The 20,207-nt window shown below is 56.7% G+C and carries 18 protein-coding genes; 12 read left to right on the forward strand and 6 right to left on the reverse strand.

All coding sequences use genetic code 11. From position 1 onward, the window contains the following. Positions 1-31 precede the first annotated feature (31 nt). Complete coding sequence (locus tag KQX66_RS08280; protein WP_216791938.1) at positions 32-1,627, forward strand: response regulator; 1,596 nt, start codon at positions 32-34, stop codon at positions 1,625-1,627. 43 nt (positions 1,628-1,670) lie between these two features. After that, complete coding sequence (locus tag KQX66_RS08285) at positions 1,671-2,819, forward strand: DUF2264 domain-containing protein (protein ID WP_308647189.1); 1,149 nt, start codon at positions 1,671-1,673, stop codon at positions 2,817-2,819. Positions 2,820-2,924: 105 nt separating this feature from the next. Here the strand turns inward: KQX66_RS08285 and KQX66_RS08290 are convergent, their stop codons facing one another. The 3 genes from KQX66_RS08290 to corA form a co-directional block, all read right to left on the reverse strand. Further along, positions 2,925-4,022 (reverse strand): acyltransferase family protein, encoded by a 1,098-nt coding sequence (locus KQX66_RS08290; RefSeq protein WP_216791940.1) that lies wholly within the window; start codon positions 4,020-4,022, stop codon positions 2,925-2,927. 171 nt (positions 4,023-4,193) lie between these two features. Continuing rightward, positions 4,194-5,087: a putative RNA methyltransferase gene (locus KQX66_RS08295; protein WP_216791942.1), complete on the reverse strand. Its 894-nt coding sequence runs from the start codon at positions 5,085-5,087 to the stop codon at positions 4,194-4,196. Between the two features lie 212 nt (positions 5,088-5,299). Next, a complete protein-coding gene (corA, locus tag KQX66_RS08300) occupies positions 5,300-6,250 on the reverse strand; it encodes a magnesium/cobalt transporter CorA (protein ID WP_216791944.1) in 951 nt (316 codons plus the stop codon). A gap of 313 nt (positions 6,251-6,563) precedes the next feature. Here corA and KQX66_RS08305 point away from each other — a divergent pair, with 313 nt between their 5' ends. Both KQX66_RS08305 and KQX66_RS08310 read left to right on the forward strand, forming a co-directional pair. Beyond that, positions 6,564-7,523 (forward strand): cache domain-containing protein, encoded by a 960-nt coding sequence (locus KQX66_RS08305; RefSeq protein WP_216791947.1) that lies wholly within the window; start codon positions 6,564-6,566, stop codon positions 7,521-7,523. Then, complete coding sequence (locus KQX66_RS08310; protein WP_216791949.1) at positions 7,439-8,659, forward strand: methyl-accepting chemotaxis protein; 1,221 nt, start codon at positions 7,439-7,441, stop codon at positions 8,657-8,659. The genes KQX66_RS08305 and KQX66_RS08310 overlap by 85 nt, the downstream gene beginning before the upstream one ends. A 58-nt stretch (positions 8,660-8,717) precedes the next feature. Here KQX66_RS08310 and KQX66_RS08315 read toward each other — a convergent pair whose 3' ends face one another. Then, positions 8,718-9,053: a L,D-transpeptidase gene (locus KQX66_RS08315; protein WP_216791950.1), complete on the reverse strand. Its 336-nt coding sequence runs from the start codon at positions 9,051-9,053 to the stop codon at positions 8,718-8,720. Positions 9,054-9,288: 235 nt separating this feature from the next. On the opposite strand from KQX66_RS08315, the gene KQX66_RS08320 reads away from it, so the two are divergent. The 7 genes from KQX66_RS08320 (at position 9,289) to KQX66_RS08350 (ending at position 17,251) form a co-directional block, all read left to right on the forward strand. Next, positions 9,289-10,398: a putative 2-aminoethylphosphonate ABC transporter substrate-binding protein gene (locus KQX66_RS08320; RefSeq protein WP_438804181.1), complete on the forward strand. Its 1,110-nt coding sequence runs from the start codon at positions 9,289-9,291 to the stop codon at positions 10,396-10,398. Between the two features lie 221 nt (positions 10,399-10,619). Next, positions 10,620-11,648, forward strand: coding sequence for a putative 2-aminoethylphosphonate ABC transporter ATP-binding protein (locus tag KQX66_RS08325; protein WP_216791951.1), 1,029 nt, complete (start codon positions 10,620-10,622; stop codon positions 11,646-11,648). A 23-nt stretch (positions 11,649-11,671) separates the two neighbouring features. Then, on the forward strand, positions 11,672-13,384 hold the full coding sequence (locus KQX66_RS08330) for a putative 2-aminoethylphosphonate ABC transporter permease subunit (protein ID WP_216791952.1): 1,713 nt from the start codon (positions 11,672-11,674) through the stop codon (positions 13,382-13,384). Between the two features lie 18 nt (positions 13,385-13,402). Continuing rightward, positions 13,403-14,230, forward strand: a complete 828-nt coding sequence (gene phnX, locus KQX66_RS08335) for a phosphonoacetaldehyde hydrolase (protein ID WP_216791953.1) — start codon at positions 13,403-13,405, stop codon at positions 14,228-14,230. Between the two features lie 33 nt (positions 14,231-14,263). Next, the gene (gene phnW, locus KQX66_RS08340) at positions 14,264-15,364 is read left to right on the forward strand and encodes a 2-aminoethylphosphonate--pyruvate transaminase (protein WP_216792154.1); all 1,101 of its coding nucleotides are present in this window, start codon (positions 14,264-14,266) and stop codon (positions 15,362-15,364) included. 84 nt (positions 15,365-15,448) lie between these two features. Beyond that, a complete protein-coding gene (locus KQX66_RS08345) occupies positions 15,449-16,234 on the forward strand; it encodes a DeoR/GlpR family DNA-binding transcription regulator (protein ID WP_216791954.1) in 786 nt (261 codons plus the stop codon). Between the two features lie 159 nt (positions 16,235-16,393). Continuing rightward, positions 16,394-17,251, forward strand: a complete 858-nt coding sequence (locus KQX66_RS08350; RefSeq protein ID WP_216791955.1) for a hypothetical protein — start codon at positions 16,394-16,396, stop codon at positions 17,249-17,251. A 79-nt stretch (positions 17,252-17,330) separates the two neighbouring features. Here KQX66_RS08350 and KQX66_RS08355 read toward each other — a convergent pair whose 3' ends face one another. Both KQX66_RS08355 and KQX66_RS08360 read right to left on the reverse strand, forming a co-directional pair. Then, positions 17,331-17,975, reverse strand: coding sequence for a TVP38/TMEM64 family protein (locus KQX66_RS08355; protein WP_216791957.1), 645 nt, complete (start codon positions 17,973-17,975; stop codon positions 17,331-17,333). 220 nt (positions 17,976-18,195) lie between these two features. After that, entirely contained in the window at positions 18,196-19,146 is a 951-nt protein-coding gene (locus tag KQX66_RS08360) for a substrate-binding domain-containing protein (protein ID WP_216791959.1), read from the reverse strand. Between the two features lie 213 nt (positions 19,147-19,359). On the opposite strand from KQX66_RS08360, the gene modA reads away from it, so the two are divergent. Continuing rightward, complete coding sequence (gene modA / locus KQX66_RS08365; RefSeq protein ID WP_216791961.1) at positions 19,360-20,205, forward strand: molybdate ABC transporter substrate-binding protein; 846 nt, start codon at positions 19,360-19,362, stop codon at positions 20,203-20,205. Positions 20,206-20,207: the final 2 nt, after the last annotated feature.

The raw sequence follows: 20,207 nt of genomic DNA on the forward strand, positions 1-20,207 counted from the left end.
GAGCGACTATGGACAACAGGAGGGGATAGTCATGTACAAAGTCCTGATCATCGACGACGATGTGCCGATGCTGAAATATTTGAAGCAGTTAGTCGATTGGAACGCGCTCGACCTGCAAATCGTCGCGGATACGTACTCCAGCGTCAAGGCGCTGCGGCTGTTCGATGAGCTCCGGCCGGACCTCGTCGTGTCGGATATCGGCCTGCCACAAATGGACGGGCTGGAGCTGGCTTCGGAGATGCTGCGGCGGCGGCCGGAGGTGCGGGTTATTTTTTTGACGTGCCATGAAGACTTTCACTATGCGCAGAAGGCGCTCAAGCTGAGCGTCGACGATTACCTGATTAAGGACGAGCTGACGGCCGAGCAGCTGGCGCAGAGCTTGGAGAAATCCGTGAGACTTCTGCGCGCGGCGAAAGCGCAGACGGAGCAGCTGACGTACCGTGAGGATTGGAGCCGGCATGCCAATGTGCTGCGGGATTCTTTTTTCAAGCAGCTGCTGCGCGGCGGAGATGCCGCTTATTTGACCGATTCCGCCGCCCGGCTCGGCCTCGTCTGGGACAAGCCGTCGTTTTTGCTGGCGCTCGGCTACGTGTCGTATTACGACGTGCTCTCGCGCTATGCGCACAAGGACCTGCCGCTGATCCGTTACGGCGTCGCGAACATTGCAGCCGAGCTGGCGGGCGAGTTCGAAGGTATCACGACCTTCAACGACGGCGAAGGGTTGGCCGTGCTGCTCAATTACCGGCCTTCCTTGAAATGGAATGCGCAGGAGCATCTGCTGGCATTTTCGGCGAAGCTTCAAGCCAAATGCAAAGAATTTCTCGGCGTAGGCACGACGTTCTTCGCCAGCTCCAGTGCCGACAAACTGGCGGTTACGGAGATTGGCGCAGCCCATCGCCGCATGGCGGGAGAGCGCTACGTTGCTTTCTACACGGAGCATCCGGTGACCGTGCTGCCCGCGGCCGGCTTGCCGCAAGCGTATCATCCGGGAGCCGGGGGGTTCGAGCAGGAATACGCCGAGCTGTCGCAGGCGGTCCGGGATCACGACGAGGCGCTGCTGGAGAAAGCGCTGGCGGGCATTCGTCGTTCCGCGCTGGAGCTGCGACCGGAACCGGCGTCGTTCGTGCATCAGTGCGCGGACAGGCTGCGGCTCGTCGAGCTCCAGTACCGGGCGTTCAGCGGCGAGACGCTGTACGCCTGTCTGCAGCAGACGCTGACGCTAGGCGATGCGCTCGGGCTGATGGGGCTGAAGCTGCGGCAGATCATGAACGGCCGACGGCTCGGGGAGCCGCAGGCGAGCAAAGAGCCGAAGCTGCAGACGATCGACCAGTACATCGCGCAGCATTTGGCGGAGACGATCACCTCGATCGATATTGCCACGCATTTGTATTTGAACCCGAGCTATTTTTCACGGTACTTTAAGAAGCTTTCCGGCGAAAATTTCACGGATTACGTTCACCGGTACAAGATGAAGATCGCCGCCGACCTGCTGGAGAAGACGAAGGACTCCATCGAGGTCGTCGCGCTGCGCTGCGGCTATTCGGACCGGACGTACTTCTCCAAGGTGTTCAAAAAATACATCGGCGTCACGCCTGGGGAGTACAAGTCGAGGTCCAGCGTGATGTAGCGGGCTCTGACGGAACAAACATCAAACGAGAGGAAGATCGAACGTGACGACTCATGCCGATGACCGGGACTACTGGCTGCAGACGATGCAGCGCATCGCGAAGCCGGTGCTCGAAGCGCTGTCGCAGCGCAAGCTGAAAGAGCGGATGCCGGTGGAGGCGAAGCTGGACGACCGGGAGCTGTACACGTATCTGGAGGCGTACGGCCGGCTGCTCGCAGGCATTGCGCCGTGGCTGGAGCACGGCCCGACGACGGGAGCGGAAGGAGAGCTGCGCGGAGAGTACGTCCGGCTGGCGCGGCTGGCGATGGATGCGGCGACCGATCCGCAGTCGCCGGACCGGATGAACTTCTCCGAGGGCTACCAGCCGATCGTGGATGCGGCCTTTCTGGCCCATGCGATTTTACGGGCGCCGACGGCGTTGTGGAGCGAGCTGGACGACCGCGTCAAGGCGAACGTGAAGGAAGCGCTGCGCGCAACCCGTTCCCGGAAGCCTTGGTTTAACAACTGGCTGCTCTTCGCGGCCATGATCGAAGCGGCACTCTGCGTGATCGGTGACGACACGTGGGACCCGATGCGGATCGATTACTCGCTGAAGCAGCATGAGCAGTGGTATCTCGGCGACGGCATGTACGGCGACGGACCTCATTACCATGCGGACTACTACAACAGCTTCGTCATTCAGCCGATGCTGCTCGATCTTCTGGAGGCGGTTGGGGACCGTTATCCCGAATGGGCTGGCCTGCGGGAGCGCGTCCATGGGCGGGCGGTGCGTTACGCCGCCGTGCAGGAACGGACCATCTCGCCGGAAGGAACGTTTCCCGTCGTCGGACGTTCGCTCGCTTACCGCTTCGGCGCGTTCCAACTGCTGGCCCAGATGGCGCTGCGCGAGCAACTGCCCGACGATGTCTCTCCGGCCCAAGTGCGCTGTGCGCTGACCGCGGTGATGCGCCGCATGATCGAAGCGCCGGGTACGTTCGATGCGGGCGGCTGGCTGACGATCGGCTTCTGCGGGCATCAGCCGGAAATCGGGGAGCCGTACATTTCCACCGGCAGCTTGTACTTGTGCGCCACCGTTTTTCTGCCGCTCGGGCTTTCGGCGGACCGCCCGTTCTGGCAGAACGAAGCGGCGGACTGGACGTCGCGCAAAGCATGGTCGGGCGGGTACACTCCGGCAGATCACGCTTTGGAATAACTTAGCCGTCGCCGGGAGCCACCCCCGGCGTGGCTGTGAGAACCTAAAAAGCCGTATTCCGCAAGCAGGGGTTTCCCTCCTCTTATAGAATACGGCTTTTCGAATCTACGTGGCGCTCGAATAGGCTTCCTGGGCTTTGCGGCGGCTCCGTGCTTGCACGGCTTTCTTGATCAACGCGTTCAGCGGTCTTTCGATCCATCGGTACACGGCAAGGCACAGCAGCAGTCCCGACAGGAAGCAAAGCGTGACCGTGAGCGCCGGCCCGATCCGTTCCACCGCATGCGTGGCCCGAGCCAGCTTGAAGGTGACCGACATCATCGGAAGACTGGCGAGCAGGATCGAATAGGAGGCGTTCCCGCACAGCGCGAGCGGCTTCAGCCAGCGGTACACCGGGCCTTTCCACGTCGTTACCCCGACCAGCACCAACGCCGATCCGAACGTATGCAGCAAGTCCGTATACCGCAAACCGGCTTGCTCGTACCGCAGTACCCAAAGAATCGCGTAGACCGCTCCGCCCCCCGCGATCCACCATAGGCTGTGGCCAAGCGAACGCTTGCGGACGAGATAGGCGACGAGCATTCCGGCGAAAAACTCCAAGTGCGCCTCGTTAAACAAAAATTGCTCCAACAGCCCTGCCTTCACCTGAATCCATCCGATCTCGTTCAGGGCAATGATCGTCAGCCACCCCGAATAGATCGCGGCGACGGCTTTTTCCTTCAAGAGAAACACCAGCGAGAACATCAGATAAAACCACACGACGTACGTCAGCGACCAAGCGACGCCCAGAATCGGCGCTTGAGCCTGCGGCCACAGCAGCATCGATTTAATAATAACCCCGGGACTGCGCTCATATCCGAAGCCGAACGACGGCACCAAAAAATAGATCGGGACGACGGCGGCCATGATGAGCCAGTATAACGGATAAATGCGGTAGAACCGTTTGAGCAGAAACGTTCCGAACAGCTCCGTCCTTCCGAATTGCTCGCGATACAGCGTGAACATTAAATAACCGGTCAAAGCGAAAAAAAACGTATAGGCCCCAGAGCGTCCCATTTCGCTGATCCCGAGATAATTGTATCCGAAATAATGCTGCCCCGTTTGCGAAGCGTGAAACAGCATGACCAGCAGAACGGCAATGCCGCGGGCCGCTTGAATATAAAAGAAATTGTGTTTCCGCTCCATTCCGTCCAGCCTTTCTTGCACAAGATGCCTGCTTTTTAAAGCATTATGGCAGACAAAGATGAAGAAATCGTGACATGAACCTGAATGCAAGCTGAAAATGAGCACTCCAAATTTTTCCCCCTTACCAAAAAAACACCTCCGCATGCTTCAAACGCACCGGAGGTGTTTCTCTATATCTATACCTAAGCCAGACTACCGGACTTTTGCACGCCCGACCAGCACGGTGAAATCCGCGGTAACCTCCCGGATCGCCAGCCGCAGCGCCCGCTGAATCTGCTCGTCCCGGGCGCCCCACGATAGCGGCGTCATCCGGACCAGAGGTTCCAGCAGCTCCTCTTGCAAAGTGACGTCGTATCGCAGCTGCTGTTCATCCAAGATGTCGAAATGCTGCATAAAGAGCGCCCTCGTTTTTTCGTTGGAATAAGCTTGTCTGGGCGAGCGGTCATCGTACAAGGCGTCCCGCAGCTGCCGCAAATGCCCGCTGCCCGGAACGACCTTGATCAACATGCCGTCGTTGCGCAGCAAGCGGGTGAATTCCCCATAATTCGAGGCGGATAATACGTTCAGGATGACATCGAACGACTGGTTCCGAAAAGGGCTCCGCGCCAGATCGCCCACGCACCAGATGAAACCCGCATACTCTCTCGCGGCAATCGCGACGCCTTCCTTCGACAGATCGAGCCCGGCTCCTAGGAAGCCTGCAGTTGTTTCGCGCTTCCATACGTCTGCAAGCTGCGCCAGCTGTGAGCCCTCGCCGCATCCGGCATCCAATACGGTGATCGGCTCCAAGCCACCGCCACTTATATTCGTAAGGATCGTCCGACCGATCCGCTCGATCAGAGGATGAAAGAAGCCGCTTCGGCATACGAGATTCCGGGCTTCGAACATCGTTTTTCCGTAGTCGCTTTTGACGGCCTTCGTTAATAACGAAATATAGCCGGGCTTCGCGGTATCAAAGCCGTGCCGATTCCGGCAAAGCAGCGTCCGGTTCTCGTTCATTTCCATAGCTAGCCCGCAGACGGGACATTGAAACAGGGAGCTGTGCCGGCCGATCAATCGGGCGGCCGCGTCGATTTTTTTCAACACAAAAAAACACCTCGTTCATTCGTTTTCGTTGAATGAAAAAGGCACAGCACAAAGAAACCCGTCCCATAACTCAAAAAAAATGGGGGGCCGCCTGTTCTGTACCTTACATTAACGATAACGAATGAACTGGATGATCATGTAAACCCGCACTCCTTTATAACGAAACAGAGCTTTCCATAAGCTCTTCAGAAAGTATAGCACGGTTCGCCGGTTCAGTCGAACCAGCCCTTCCGCTTGAACCACCAGAACATCCCCGCTCCGATGGCGAACATGACGCCGAGCACGAAGAAGTACCCGGCGTGCCACTTCAGCTCGGGCATATAATCGAAGTTCATCCCGTAAATGCCGGCGATAAACGTCAACGGCATGAAAATGGTCGTGATGACCGTGAGCGTCTTCATGATCGTATTCATCCGGTTGGAGTTCATGGAGATGTAGCTGTCGCGCATGTCCGCGGTCATGTCCCGGTTCGATTCGATCATCTCCGCCAGCTTGAGCAGGTGGTCGTATACGTCGGTAAAATAAAACAGATGCTCCTTGACCCCCTCGATTCGCTCCGAGTTCACGACCCGGTACAGCAGGTCGCGCATCGGCACGATCGTCCGCCGCAATTTCAGCAGCCGGCCGCGAATTTCGAAAATATCGTCCATCATTTGCTGCACCGACCGTTTGCGGCTTCCGGCCTCAATTGCGAGCAGTTGGTCCTCCAGCTCGTACACCGCCGGAAAATATTCGTCCACCAGCTTGTCCATGACCAGATAGGCGGCGTACAGATGTCCTTTCTCCCGGCAGGAAGGCTGCTCCTGCACGCGCTGCCATGCTTCGTCGAGCTCCGGTTGCTGTCCGAAGTGAAACGTCACCAGGAAGCGGCTGCCCAGAAACATATCCACCTCCTGCGCCGACAGCTTTTGAGGATTGAGCGCATGCAGCACGAAGAAATGAACGGTTTCGTAATGGTCTACTTTCGGCCGCTGCAGCAAATGGTAGCAGTCCTCAATCGCGAGCGGATGGAAACGAAAATGGCTTTCCAGCAGCTTCGCTTCCTGCTCTGTCGGTTGATTAAAGTCGACCCAATACCAGTCGATGTCGGGATCGTCCAGCCTGTCCAGTCCAATATCGGTAAGTAAATCCGAATCGTGAGTAACGGCGCATATCCGCAGCAAGCCCGCTCACCTGACCTTATGTTCAATGTTTCATTCTGTTAGCCAGTATACCTCATTTTATGGGCATGCAGAAATCAGGGAGAGTCAAGAGAGGAACCGGCTTAAAAATACGCATTGGTTTTCAAATTGGGTTATTGTCGAAATTAGTCGAATTGTTTTTTAATGAAGACATCCAAGCGATAATCGGGGGACATAAGGCGGTGAAAGACAACTCGGCCATGCCGGGACGGAGGGCCAAGTTCGAGACGACCATGTGACAACATAGCTGAAGGTTGCGTTAGTGGAAACTACATCGAAAGAGGTCGTCGACAACATGAATATCATACACCAATGGATTTCTGCCACACACATCAGGAAAAGCATTTCCACAAAGCTGGCTATTGCGATGCTCGCCGTCATTATCCTCTCCTCATGCCTTACAGGCTATCTGATTTATTCTCATACCAGCCGTTTGCTGCAGAACGAAATCGAAACGAATCTGGCCACCAAGAGCGGAGCGATAGCCGACCAAGCAGGCGCCCTGTTCAAGGAAAAGGGAACGCTGGTCCGCCAAATGGCCACCAACCAGGAAATCGTCAACTATTTAAAAACCGTGCAGGCCCCCGATCATGCGCAAAGCGGCCCTCTGTATAAAAGTGTAGACACAACCTTGAACGAAATCTCCGCAACGGATAAAACGATAGCGTTTACATGGGTTGCCAGCGACAAAGGGGGCTTCTATGTCGGCAGCGGCGGCGCGTTGTCCAAGCCGGACTATGACGTGAAGCAGCGGCCCTGGTACGCGGCGGCGTCCAAGGCGAAGGATATGGCCTATACCGACCCGTATCTCGATGCGCAGAGCGGCAAACTGGTCGTCAGTATTCTGCACCCGGTAAGGGACGGGGGAGCATTGATCGGTTTTGTCGCCGTCGATTTGTTTTTGGATACGCTTCCGCAAATTATGGAGTCGTACAAGCTCGGACAGAGCGGGTATACCTTCCTGCTCGATAATAACGGCACGATGATGTATCATCCGAACCAAGAATACGTCATGAAGCGGAAGCTTGGAGAGATGACCGGCGATCTCGGCGAATTGGCCGCGCAGTTGGACAAGAACGACGCAGGCTTAATGTTTGGAAAAGACGACAAGGGGACGGTCGCGTATTTCGGATATTCCACCGTAGCGTTGACCGGCTGGTCGTCAGCGTCATGCCGGAAGCCGAAGCGCTGGCAGGCTTGCGGTCGTTTGTCTGGACGACAATTTTGTATTTCGCGGGTTCGACGCTCGTGCTGATCTTGGCCGTTTATTTCCTGCTTCGTTACATGCTGCGTACCATCCCGAAAATGTCCGAAACGATCAAGCAAATCTCGCATGGCGATTTGACTCCGACGCTGGCGGTGGATAGTCAGGACGAGGTCGGGCAGGTGGCCGACAATCTCAACCGGATGCTGGATGCGTTCTCCGTGATGATCAACCGGTTCCACTTGGCTTCCGAGCAAATGGCCGCCGCTTCGGAGCAGCTTACGGCCCTCGAATCGTTCAGAGCCTCCGATCATATCAGAGCGGCGGTGAAAGAAATGACCGACGGCGGCGAAAGTCAGTTGAACAGCGCCGTAGAAACCTCGCGGGCGATGGAGGAAATGGCGATCGGGGTGCAGAGGGTGGCCGAATCGTCCAGCATCGTTGCGGAAGTATCGGATGCGTCGATGCAGGAAATCAAGGAAGGGCACCGGGCGATTCAGGATGCGGTCAGCCAAATGAAGTCGATCCGCGAATCGGTAGGCCAAACGGCGCATGATATGCAGCAGCTGTACGAGCATTCGCAGAAGATTACGGACATTATCAACGTGATCGCCGATATTTCCAATCAGACACAGCTGCTTTCACTGAACGCTTCGATCGAAGCGGCGCGGGCCGGTGAGCACGGCAGGGGATTTTCCGTTGTCGCGGGCGAAGTCAAGAAGCTGGCCGAGCAATCCGCGCTGTCGGCGCAAGGAATATCGCAATTGGTCAAAGATATTCAGCTTTCCGCCCAAAAAGCGACGCAAACGATGCAGAAAGGCGTTAAAGATGTGGAGCAGGGCTCGAAGGTGATCGATTCGGTCAGCGTCGTCTTTAACAACATTACGGAAACCTTCCAAGCGATCGCCGTTCAAATTCAGGACGTTACCGCAACGGCCCAGCAGATGGCTGCCGGCACCGATCAAGTCGCTGCTTCCATGTCCGACGTCGTAACGAATCATCAGATCCATGTTCAGCATTCCGCCGGAATTTCAGCCTCCGCCCAAAGTCAATATGAAACGATGAAGGACATTTCCGCGTTGGCCGAATCGCTCAGCAAGATGGCGGAAGAGCTTATGCATTCCTTGTCCCGGTTCAAGACACGGCCGAATGCCGCTTTGACAAGCGATGAGAATTTCGCGCCGTAAGGCAGGCAAAGAGCCGCGGGCAGGAACCGGGCGGGGAAGCTCCTGCCGTTTACGGCAGCTACGGTCGAATCGTTACCCGCGTGCCAAGGCGGACAAGACGGGAAAGTGCCAGTACGTCCTCATTATACATGCGGATGCAGCCTTTGGAGACGGCGTGGCCGATGGACGCCGGGTTGTTGGTGCCGTGGATGCCGTAATGCGGGCGAGACAGTCCCATCCAGAAGGCGCCGAACGGTCCGCCGGGATGGGGCACCTTATTTACAATCTTGTACTCGCCCACGGGCGATTGTGTCAGTATTTTGCCGATGGCGATCGGATACGAACGGATCACGCGGTCGCCTTCCAGCAGATGAAGCATCCGCTGTGACAAATCGACGATAATGCGATATGGCATGGGGGCAGCTCCTTCGCAGAAGATTTGCAAGTATGCTACTACCATATGCACGGGAGCCTATCGCGGCGACGGACAGAAAAGCCGTTGTTGATACAAAACAAAACTAAAAACAATAAAAAGAATAACAACACAATATCTTAACGTGTATTTAATCTGTATTTTACAAAACTCTCTTATAGTTAGGATAACGGGCCAAGCCCAAGGAGTCATATCCAATTAAAGGAGAGATTAGGACGTGAAAAAGTCTTTATCGCTTATGATGATCCTCATGCTGGCGTTTTCCATGCTGCTGGCTGCTTGCGGAAAAACGGAGTCTGAGCCAAAGGGGCAAGCTGCGGGAGCGGGCAATACCGGAAGCGCCGGCGCCGATGCGGGCATCGATACAAAAAGCAAAGAGCTCACGGTTTATACCGCGCTGGAAGACGATCAGATCAAAAAATATCTGGAGACGTATAAAGCGAAGTACCCTGACGTGAAGCTGAACATCGTTCGCGATTCGACGGGCATCATTACGGCGAAGCTGATCGCCGAGAAGGATAACCCGCAAGCCGACGTCGTGTGGGGGCTTGCCGCAACGAGCCTGCTCGTGCTGGATCAGAACGGGATGCTCGAAGGGTACTCGCCGAAGGGTGTCGACCGAGTACAACCGGACTTCAAGGATAAGAACAACCCGACGCGCTGGGTCGGGATCGACGCCTGGGAAACGGCGTTCATCGTGAACAAGAAAGAGATGGAGAAGCGCGGCTTGCCGGTTCCGCAAAGCTATGCCGATTTGATTAAGCCGGAGTACAAGGGCTTGATTACGATGTCGAATCCTGCCTCCTCCGGAACCGGCTTCCTGACCGTGTCGGGACTCGTACAGTTGGAAGGCAAGGACAAGGCGTGGGCGTACATGGACAAGCTTCACGACAACATCGCAATGTATGTGCATTCCGGCTCCAAACCGGCGAAGATGGCCGGAACGGGCGAATATCCGATCGGGATCTCCTTCGGCTACCGCGGGATCCAAGAGAAGAAAACCGGCGCTCCGGTCGAGGTCGTGTTTCCGAAGGAAGGCTCCGGCTGGGATGTGGAAGCCAATGCGCTGCTGAAGAAGAAGACCGTCAAGCAGGCGGCCAAAGATTTCCTCGATTGGGCCATCAGCGACGACGCCATGAAGGAATACGGCAAAAACTTTGCGATTTTGGCGGTGAAGAGCGACGGCAGCCAAATTCCGGAAGGCTATGAACAAGACCCGATCAAGCAATTGATCAAGAACGACCTGAACGAAGCGGCCAAAAACCGCGAAAGCGTCTTGAACGAGTGGAGCAAACGCTACGATAACAAGAGCGAAGCCAAGAAATAATAGTACGCAAACGAACAAATCGCAAACCAAATGAAAGCGCGGAGCCGCAGGTTCTGCGCTTTTTTTGCCAACTTCTCTTACAAAAACAACATAAACACAACAAAAAGAAACAAATAACATAATCTTTACTTGCGTTTGATACTCCGTTAACAAAACCGGCCTATACTTGAACTGAAAGCAAGTAAGCCGGTCTCCTGCGGGCCGGTCTGAAGGAGGCTCTTATGCAACCGTATTTATCGATCCGACAGTTGTCCAAATCATTCGGTTCGTTCACAGCGTTGAAACAGATTAATCTCGATATGTACAAAAACGAATTCGTCTGCCTGCTCGGGCCGAGCGGCTGCGGCAAAACGACGCTGCTGCGCTTGATCGCCGGTCTCGAAAGCCCGACCGATGGACGGATTGCCGTAGACGGGAAGGATATCACCGCTTTGCCGCCCGCGAAACGGAACTTCGGCATGGTCTTCCAATCATACGCCTTGTTCCCGAACCTGACGGCTTACCAGAACGTCGCTTACGGGCTGCAGAACAAGAAGTGGTCCAAGAAAGATATCGACTTCAAGGTGCGCGAGGCGTTCGCGCTGATCGATCTTGAGCATGTCATGCAGCGCTATCCGTCCCAGCTGTCGGGCGGCCAGCAGCAGCGCATCGCTTTGGCCCGCGCCATCGTACTGTCGCCGGACATGCTGCTGCTGGACGAGCCGTTGTCGGCTTTGGATGCGAAGGTGCGCGTGAAGCTGCGGCAGGAAATCCGCGAGCTGCAGACCAAGCTCGGCATTACGACCATCATGGTGACGCACGATCAGGAAGAGGCGCTGACGATGGCCGACCGGATCGTCGTCATGAACAATGCGGAGGTCGTTCAGACCGGCACGCCGCAGGACGTGTACGACCGCCCGAACTCTCCGTTCGTCGCCGATTTTGTCGGGGCGATCAACTTTCTGGAAGACGGGGTATGGCAAGCCGGGCAGGAAGGCAAGCGGGCGATCGCCGTCCGGCCGGAGCATATCGAGGTCAGAGCGGGCGATGCGGGCGAAGGCATCCCGGCCGTCGTCCGTAACGTCGAATTCCGCGGTCCGTTCTACCGGCTGAATCTCCAAATGCTGCACTCCGGCGCAGGCGAGCTGGTAACGGTGGACGTTCCCGCCCAAGCCTCCCGCGAGCTGCCGCTGGCCAAAGATGCCCGCGTCCTGCTGAATGTGCCCGCGGAGAAGCTGCTGTCGTTCCAGGCGGAAGCCTTGGCCCATTGAATCCAAGCGAAGGAGATTTCATCATGTGGACTGCACGAACCCGGGCGCTCAGCCCGAAAGCGGGGGGCGCGGAGCTCTGGCAGATGTCGCTTGTCGTCATCGTCGTCCTGCTGCTGCTCACGTCCGTTTTGTTTCCTCTGGGCGTCTTGTTCGCCAAGGCGTTCCTGGACCGTGAAGGAGCTTTCGTCGGGCTGGCTAACTTTGTGCGTTACTTCTCGACGCCGGCGCTGTCCCGGTCGCTAACGAATACGATCTATGTCTCGGTCGTTTCGACGGGCATCGCCGTCACGCTGGCGTTCTTCTACGCGTACGGGGTCATCCGGACGGCGATCCGGGGCAAGGGATTCTTCAAAACGATCGCGCTTGTGCCGTTGTTCGCGCCTACGATGATGCACGGCATCGCGCTGACGTATTTGTTCGGCAACCAAGGTCTTGTCACGAATGGCCTGTTCGGACTGGTGCCCGGGTTTGAAATCGAGCTGTACGGCCCGGTCGGCATCATCATGGCGGAGGTCATCTACTTGTTCCCGCAGGCGTTTCTCATCCTGGCGGCGTCGCTGGCCGTGACCGATTACCGGCTGTACGAAGCGGCCGAGACGCTCGGCGCGGGAAAGCTCAAGCGGCTGCTCACGGTGACGCTACCGTCGGTCAAGTTCGGGCTGATCAGCGCCATCTTTGTCTGCTTCACCGCGTGCTTCACCGATTTCGGAGCGCCGCAGGTCATCGGCGGGAAGTTCAACGTGCTCGCGACGGATATTTACAAGCAGGTGATCGGCCAGCAAAACATGTCCATGGGCGCGGCGGTCGGCATTCTGCTGACGATCCCGGCGGTTGTCGCGTTCGTGGTGGACCGGCTCGTGCAGCGCAGGCAAAATGCGCTGATCACGTCCAAATCGACGCCATACCGCATTGCGAACGGCCGACTGCGGGACAAGCTGTTCACATTGTTCTGCACCCTGATGTCCATCGGAATTCTCATTCCGCTGCTGACAATCGTTTATGCTTCCTTGGTGAACGTATGGCCTTACAACCTGACGCTGTCGCTCAAGCATTTTGATTTCTCCGCGAAGGCGGCGGCCGGGTTCGAGCCGTTCTGGAACAGCTTGGTTCTCTCGCTGCTGACGGCAGTTCTGGGCACGCTATTTGCGTTCGTCACGGCGTACTTGATCGAAAAAACGCGGATGCTGCGAAGCGCCCGGCAGCTCGGCTATTTCTTGGCCATCCTGCCGCTGTCGCTGCCCGGCATGGTCATCGGGCTGGCCTACATTTTCTTCTTCAACGCGCCGGACAACCCGCTGCACCCGATGTACGGCACCGTAGCCATTCTGGTGTTGGCAAATGTCGTTCACTTTTTCTCGGTGCCCTTCATCACGGCAATGACCACACTGAAGAAGCAAGACAAGGAGTTCGAGCTGGTGGCGGAGTCGATGCGAGTGCCGTTCTACCGGACGTTCCTCAAGGTGACGGTGCCGCTGTCGTTGCCGGCCATTATCGAGATGGCGATGTACTTCTTCGTCAACTCTATGGTAACGGTGTCGGCGCTCGTCTTCCTGACTTCGCCGGACTTTAAGCTGGCGGCGGTCTCTATCGTCCATATGGACGATGCGGGCGACACGGCGGCCGCGGCGGCTATGTCGGTGCTGATCCTGGGAACGAATATCGCCATCCGGCTGCTTTACGAGCTGATTTTGCGGGGCGTGAGGCGGCGGACGGAAGCTTGGCAAGTACACAAATGATACGGGAGGAATAAAAATATGACGGTACAAGGAGTCATTTTGGATTGGGCGGGAACGGCGGTCGACTACGGCTGCTTCGCGCCGGTGGCGGTATTCGTGGAAGTGTTTGCGAAACGGGGAATTACGTTGACGGCCGAGGAAGCGCGCGGGCCGATGGGGATGCTGAAGCGGGACCATCTCCGCGAGCTTTGCCGCCTGAAAAGCGTGGCGGAGCAGTGGAAGGCGGCCTTCGGCCGTGCGCCGGAGGAAGCCGATGTCGATTCGCTGTACGCGGATTTCGAGCTGATGCTGTTCAGCATTTTGAAGCAATACGCGACCCCGATTCCGGGAGCGATCGAGCTGGTGGCGCGGCTGCGGTCGCAGGGGATCAAGGTCGGCTCGACCACGGGATATACGACGGAGATGATGGAGATCGTCGCCGCCGAGGCGAAGAAGCAGGGCTACGCGCCGGACGGGCTGGTAACCCCGGACGAAATGCCTGCGGGCCGGCCGTATCCGTGGATGATCTACGAGAACGCAATTCGGCTCGGTATTTATCCGATGAAGCATATCGTCAAAGTCGGCGATACGATCAGCGATATTCGGGAAGGGCTGAACGCCGAGACTTGGACGGTCGGCATTCTCAAAGGCAGCAGCGAGCTCGGCATGACCGAGGCGGAAGTAAACGCATGCGATCCTGCCGTTCTTCAGCGGAAGCTCGAAGAGATCGGGCGGCGCTACCGGTCGGAGGGCGCGCACTACGTCATTGACTCCATCGGCGCATTGGACCCGGTCATTGCAGACATTAACCGGCGCTTGGCGGCAGGGGAATCCCCATGCTCCACAGCGGCCGTATTGAAAGGATGAATTCTCATGACAGAAACGATGACCATTCCGGCGATGCCGGATAATCCATATTTGCTGCTGACGCCGGGACCTTTGTCCACAACGAAGCGGGTGAAGGCGGCCATGCTGAAGGACTGGTGCACGTGGGACCGCGAATACAACGACTTGGTACAGGACATTCGCGGCAGGCTGGTCCGGCTGGCGACGACGGAGACGGACCGGTATACGGCCGTGCTGATGCAGGGAAGCGGCACGTTCGTCGTGGAATCGGTGATCGGCTCGGCGATCCCTGCGGACGGCAAGCTGGCGGTCCTCATTAACGGGGCTTACGGCGAGCGGATCGCGCAAATGGCGGAGCGGCTGCACATTTCGACCGTCCGGATCGCGCTCGGCGAGACGACACCTGCGGACGCAGCCGCCCTGGATGCCGTCTTGGCCGCGCAGCCGGACATTACGCATGTAGCCGTCGTCCATACGGAGACGACGACCGGGATGCGCAATCCGCTGGAGGATGTTGCCCGGACGGCGAAGAAGCACGGCAAAACGCTGATCGCCGATGCGATGAGCAGCTTCGGCGGCATCGCCATCGACGTGGCGGCGCTCGGCATCGATTTTTTGATCAGCAGCAGCAACAAGTGCATCCAAGGCGTCCCCGGCTTCGGCTTCGTCATCGCGAAGACGGAGGAGCTGGCCGCCTGTGAAAGACGCGCCCGGTCGCTCTCGCTCGATCTGTACGATCAATGGGAAACGATGGAGCGGCAGCAGGGCAAGTGGCGGTTCACCTCACCGACCCATGTCGTGCACGCGTTCCATGAAGCGTTGCTGGAGCTGGAGGACGAGGGTGGCATCGCGAAACGGCAGCAGCGGTACGAGAACAACCAGCGCCTGCTGGTGCGGGGGATGGAGGAGCTTGGGTTTCAAGCGCTGCTTCCGGCTTCGTGCCAATCGCCGATCATTACTTCGTTTGTGTACCCGGTGCATCCGCAGTTTTCATTTGCTGAATTTTACGCGCGGATGAAGCTCGAAGGCTTCGTTCTGTATCCGGGCAAAATCTCGTCCGCGGACACGTTCCGCATCGGCAACATCGGGGATGTGCATACGGACGATATCGGGCGGCTATTGGAGGCGATCGGGCGGAACCGGTTCTGGTTATAAAGCAGCGGACCGGAAAATCGTGTAAACCGCGGCGCCCGGGTGCTATAATGCAAATATCATACGCAGGGCTGGAGGTTGCGCCGAATGTCTTTGGTGGGGGAAGAACGCAAGGATTTCATCTTGAACATGCTCAATCTGGAAGGAAAAGTAAAAACGTTTGAGCTGGTCGAGAAGCTGAAGGTGTCGTCGGAGACGGTCCGCCGGTATTTGGAGGAGCTGGAGGCGGAGAACAAGCTGAAGCGGGTCTACGGCGGCGCGATCAAAATCAACCTGGCGCGGGAAGAGCCGCCGCACCTGAAGCGGGAAGTGCTTTACGCCGACGAGAAGAAGCGGATCGGCCGGGCGGCCGCGTCTCTGGTGGAAGACAACGACGTGATCTTCATCGACGACGGCACGACGACTCAGCAGATGATTCATTTTTTGCTTAACAAGAAAAATATTACGGTGCTGGCCTTTTCCGCTCCGGCGCTATATCTGCTCATCGACTACAAGAACAAGGAGCTGTTCTCCGGCGACGTGTATTTTATCGGAGGCAAGGTTAATGCCTCGCAGGCGCGGGTATCCGGCTCGATGGCCGAGCGGATGGTCGAGCAGTTTTATGCGGACAAGGCGTTTATCTCAATCGACGGCCTTATGGTAAACCGCGGAATTACCAGCTTCGATGCCGAACGGGGGCAGCTCGCGCGCAAGCTGATCGAGCATTCCAAGCAATCGATCGTGATGACCGACCGCTCGAAGATCGGCGAGGGGCAGTTCTACAAGCTGGCCGATCTCAAGGAAATCGACATCATTATCAGCGACGTGAACATGCCGAAGGAATGGGAAGCCGACCTCCAAGCTTCGGGTGTCACGTGGATACATGCCATGTAGGAAGCAACTGCCTTGTCTTGCGGTACCGTACAGGGGCCGCTGCCCAAGCGAAAACTGTCTCCCCGAGGGCCACAAGCCCGGGAGCCTATCCGGAAGCCTAGGCTTCCGGATTTCGTCGTTTTGTCGAAGGATGAACAGATACAGATAGAAGAGAATGGGATGACGCAAATGGATCGGGATTTATTTGAGGCGATGAATTCAAGTGCGAACAAGCTTAAACAGATCGCGGAAGAAAATATGGAACCAACGCTTGTCGATAAATTTTTTGCAAATAAGTACGTCAAGTCGGTCCTCAAGACCATGCTTTTTATTATGGCAGCCGTCTTTTGCGTTTTGGCGGTTCTCTACTTGCTGATGGGAGGGATGGTTTTTTTGATGCTGGACGCCATTTTCAAGCAATTCACGTCCGATGAAAAAAGAGTGCAGGAAGAACTGGCCATTCATTTGAAAACCAAATATCAGGAAGAATTCAGGATTGAAAAGGTTGATTATAACGGGACGATTGATCATTATGATGTTGAAGTGCGTTCTGCTGCAAAGCCCGATTATAAGATTCAAGTGGGTGTTTCGGAGAAAAACAAGCGGTACCTGTTTAGAGACGACTATGTGCAAGCTTTTTGGAACGATGAACTGAAGGAGACGGTTTATCCGAAACTGCAAGAGCTGCTTCCGAAGGAAAAATACCGCATAACCAAAGTGTCGGACTATCATTCCCTGGGCGGAGAATTTCCGGACGAGAACGAACTTATTTTTGGGCCCAACCATATTTCTTTTCAAGAAGCGATTGACCGGCAGCTTCTTTATCTGGATATCCGGTATGAACGATTGGAAGATGGAACAGCTATTGGGGACGAGTTGAAAAATGTATATGAAATGGTTGATTTGGCGAAAAATTTTCGTATTAACAGGATGTGGATCGAAATGAGGTCTAATAAAGATAGAAGGGAACTAAGCTGTCGAATCAACGATGCGAATAGCATCACCAGCATGGCCGATCTGGAAAAGGTTTGCGATTAAACGGTCGAAGCCGTTTCTCTCGTTCCCTCGTTCCCCCCACGGGGGAGGGACTATTGCCTCTGGCGCGGTGGGCCGGGATTCATCCGGTTCCCCGCTCGTCTCCGTTCAGACCTCGCTGCTCCTCTTTGGCCGCGGTCGCTTTTGTAAAATGCGCCTCGATTTTTTTGCTAAGGAACAGCGAACCCCCGATAAACAACACCACATAGAGCAGTTCAAGCGGCTCGCGGACGAAACGCTCCAGATCGTGCCCGATGTACGAAACGGAGAAGATCATGATCGCTTTGCCGGCGGCCACGGCGATCAGAAACGTATGCAGCCGCATGCGCGCGACAGCGGCCGCCATATTGACAAGCACGAACGGGCCGACCGGAAACACGCTCAGCAGAAACACATAGCTGAACCCGTTGTGACGGACCCACCGCATGCTTTTTTCGACTTTGGGCTTGCGCTTCCACCGTTCGAAGTACGGATGGCCGGCCGCTTTGCGAATGATGAGGAAGGTCGTCAGGCATCCGGCGATCATGCCGATCCACGAATACAGAAAGCCGAGCCATAAGCCGTATACCGCGGCGTTGACCCCGACGATGACCAGCGTAGGCAGCGGAGGAACGAACGACTTGGCGAACGTGAGCAGGATGCCGGGAAGCGGCCCCAGAGAGCGGTATTGCTCCAGCCAATGCTTGATATTGTCCTCTGTCAAATGCTCGATGATTGAAAAATCCATGCTGATGCGATCACCCGAGTCCGGTTAAATTTTGTGCCAAGCGGCCATCACGATTTATTCGATCTCTTCGTACTTGCTCGGCAATCGGTCTTGCTCATAAAGATCGTAACGCAGTCACGGGTATAAGGGAAGGCAAGCCACAATAATGACACAGATGACGATCCGCGATCCATACCCATTTTTTCAAATGCCCCCGCCCCTTCTCCTGTCAACCGGTCCGTCACGTTTCCAGTAGAACCTTGCCCGTTTCGGTCAAGTCGTATCCGCCGATGGGGCGCAGCTCGCGGAGAAAGGCGTCCGATTGCAGGATGCGCCGCACCGCTTCGATCCATTCGCGGTTGTCCGGCTTCTTCAGCATCACGAGATCGTAGCGCTCCCGGATCAGCGGGATAAAATCGACGCCTCCGACGATGCTCGCCGCTTTCTCGATCCCGACCCCGACATCGGCCTCGCCCGCGGCGACTTTGCCGGCAACGCCCATGTGGCTCGATTCCTCCGCCTCATAACCGGCAAGGCTGCCCGGAGCGATGCCGTGCAGCCGCAGCTGCTCGTCCAGCAGTACGCGCGCGCCGGAGCCTTTCTCCCGGTTGGCGATACGCAGGCCGGGCTGTGCAAGATCGCCCCAGCTCCGCAGTCCTTTCGGATTGCCCTGCGGCACGTAAAGCCCGGCATTCCGGGTAAGCAGATGCACGACGATATACGAAAAGCCGACCAGCAGCTTGCGGATATACGGTATATTGTATTCCCCGGTATCGCCATCCAGCAGATGCGTGCTCACGATATCCGATTCGCCGCGGTACATCGAGATCAGGCTGTCCAGGCTGCCGACATACGAGCGCAGCGGGCGAACGCCCGGCGCCCGCTTCTCCAGATGCTTGGCCAGCATGTCGAGGCTGATGTCCTGCCCCGTGATGACGAGCGGACGGCTGCCCGGAGCAAAAACGGCCTCCGGCCTGGAGGCGCCGGACGGCATCGGGGCGGCTGCGGGCGGCATGCGGCCTTCGCGGGCTCTGGCTTTATACGCCTCCAGCTCCGTGGCGTCGATACGCATTTGCTTGCCGACGCGGTAGGCGGGAAGCTCGCCTTTTTTGATCAGGTCGTACACTGTCAGCTTGGATATTTTCAAAAGCTTTGCGATTTCTTCAGTTGTATAGGAAACGTCGTTGGTCATGACGCTGAAACCTCCCGTCTTGCATTCGTCTTCGCAGGCAGCGCCGGTCTGGTCCCGGCCTGGACACGAAGTCGTCACACCTATCATACGATGGAAGCGCCAGCGATTCAAACCGTTGTTTACAGGGTTCCTTTTTTTCGCTTATAATGAGTTTCGAGTTAATTATATCTAGTTATATCTAAACATAATTAAATAGATGGGAGAGAGGACTTTGTGCGTAAAATCACTGCTTCTTGTTTATTCCTGCTGCTTGCTTTATCTCTAGCCATCGGGCTTGCCGGCTGTGGCGAAGCCAAGCCTACCCCGGCGGACGCGCCGAAAGCCGGGCAAGAGACCAAACAGGCCGCCCCCGCCGAAAAGGTGGAGCTGACCGTCTCCGCGGCGGCGAGCTTGACCGACGCGCTCAAGGAGATCCAAACCACTTACGAAAGCAAGAACGCGGGCATCAAGCTGAACTTCAACTTCGGGGCCTCCGGCGCGCTGCAGCAGCAGATCGAACAGGGTGCTCCCGCCGACGTATTCCTGTCTGCCGCCGCCAAAAATATGAAGGCGCTGGTGGACAAGCAGCTTGTCGATGCGGCGCAGCAGAAAAACCTGCTCGTCAACGAGCTCGTCGTCGTCGTACCGGAAGGCGGCCAAGCGCAGGTCGGCACGGTGGACGATTTGGCGAAGCCGGAAGTGAAGCACGTCGCCATCGGGGAGCCGGAATCCGTACCGGCAGGTGGCTATGCCAAGGAAGCGCTGACGAACGCGAAGCAGTGGGATGCTTTGCAGCCGAAGCTCGTCATGGCGAAAGACGTGCGGCAGGTACTGACCTACGTCGAATCGGGCAACGCGGAAGCGGGCTTCGTTTACAAGACGGATGCGCTCACGTCCAAGAAAGTGAAGATCGCCTTCAACGTCGATCCGAAAACCTACAAGCCGGTCGAATATCCGGCCGGAATCGTCAAAGCGACGAAGCATGCCAAAGAAGCCGAAGCCTTCTACACGTACCTGCAGAGTAAAGAGGCGGCGGACGTGTTCTCGAAGTACGGCTTCACCATTCCTGCCGGGAAGTAGCG

Source organism: Paenibacillus oleatilyticus (genome assembly GCF_018998565.1).
In the GTDB taxonomy this organism is placed as follows: domain Bacteria; phylum Bacillota; class Bacilli; order Paenibacillales; family NBRC-103111; genus Paenibacillus_G; species Paenibacillus_G oleatilyticus.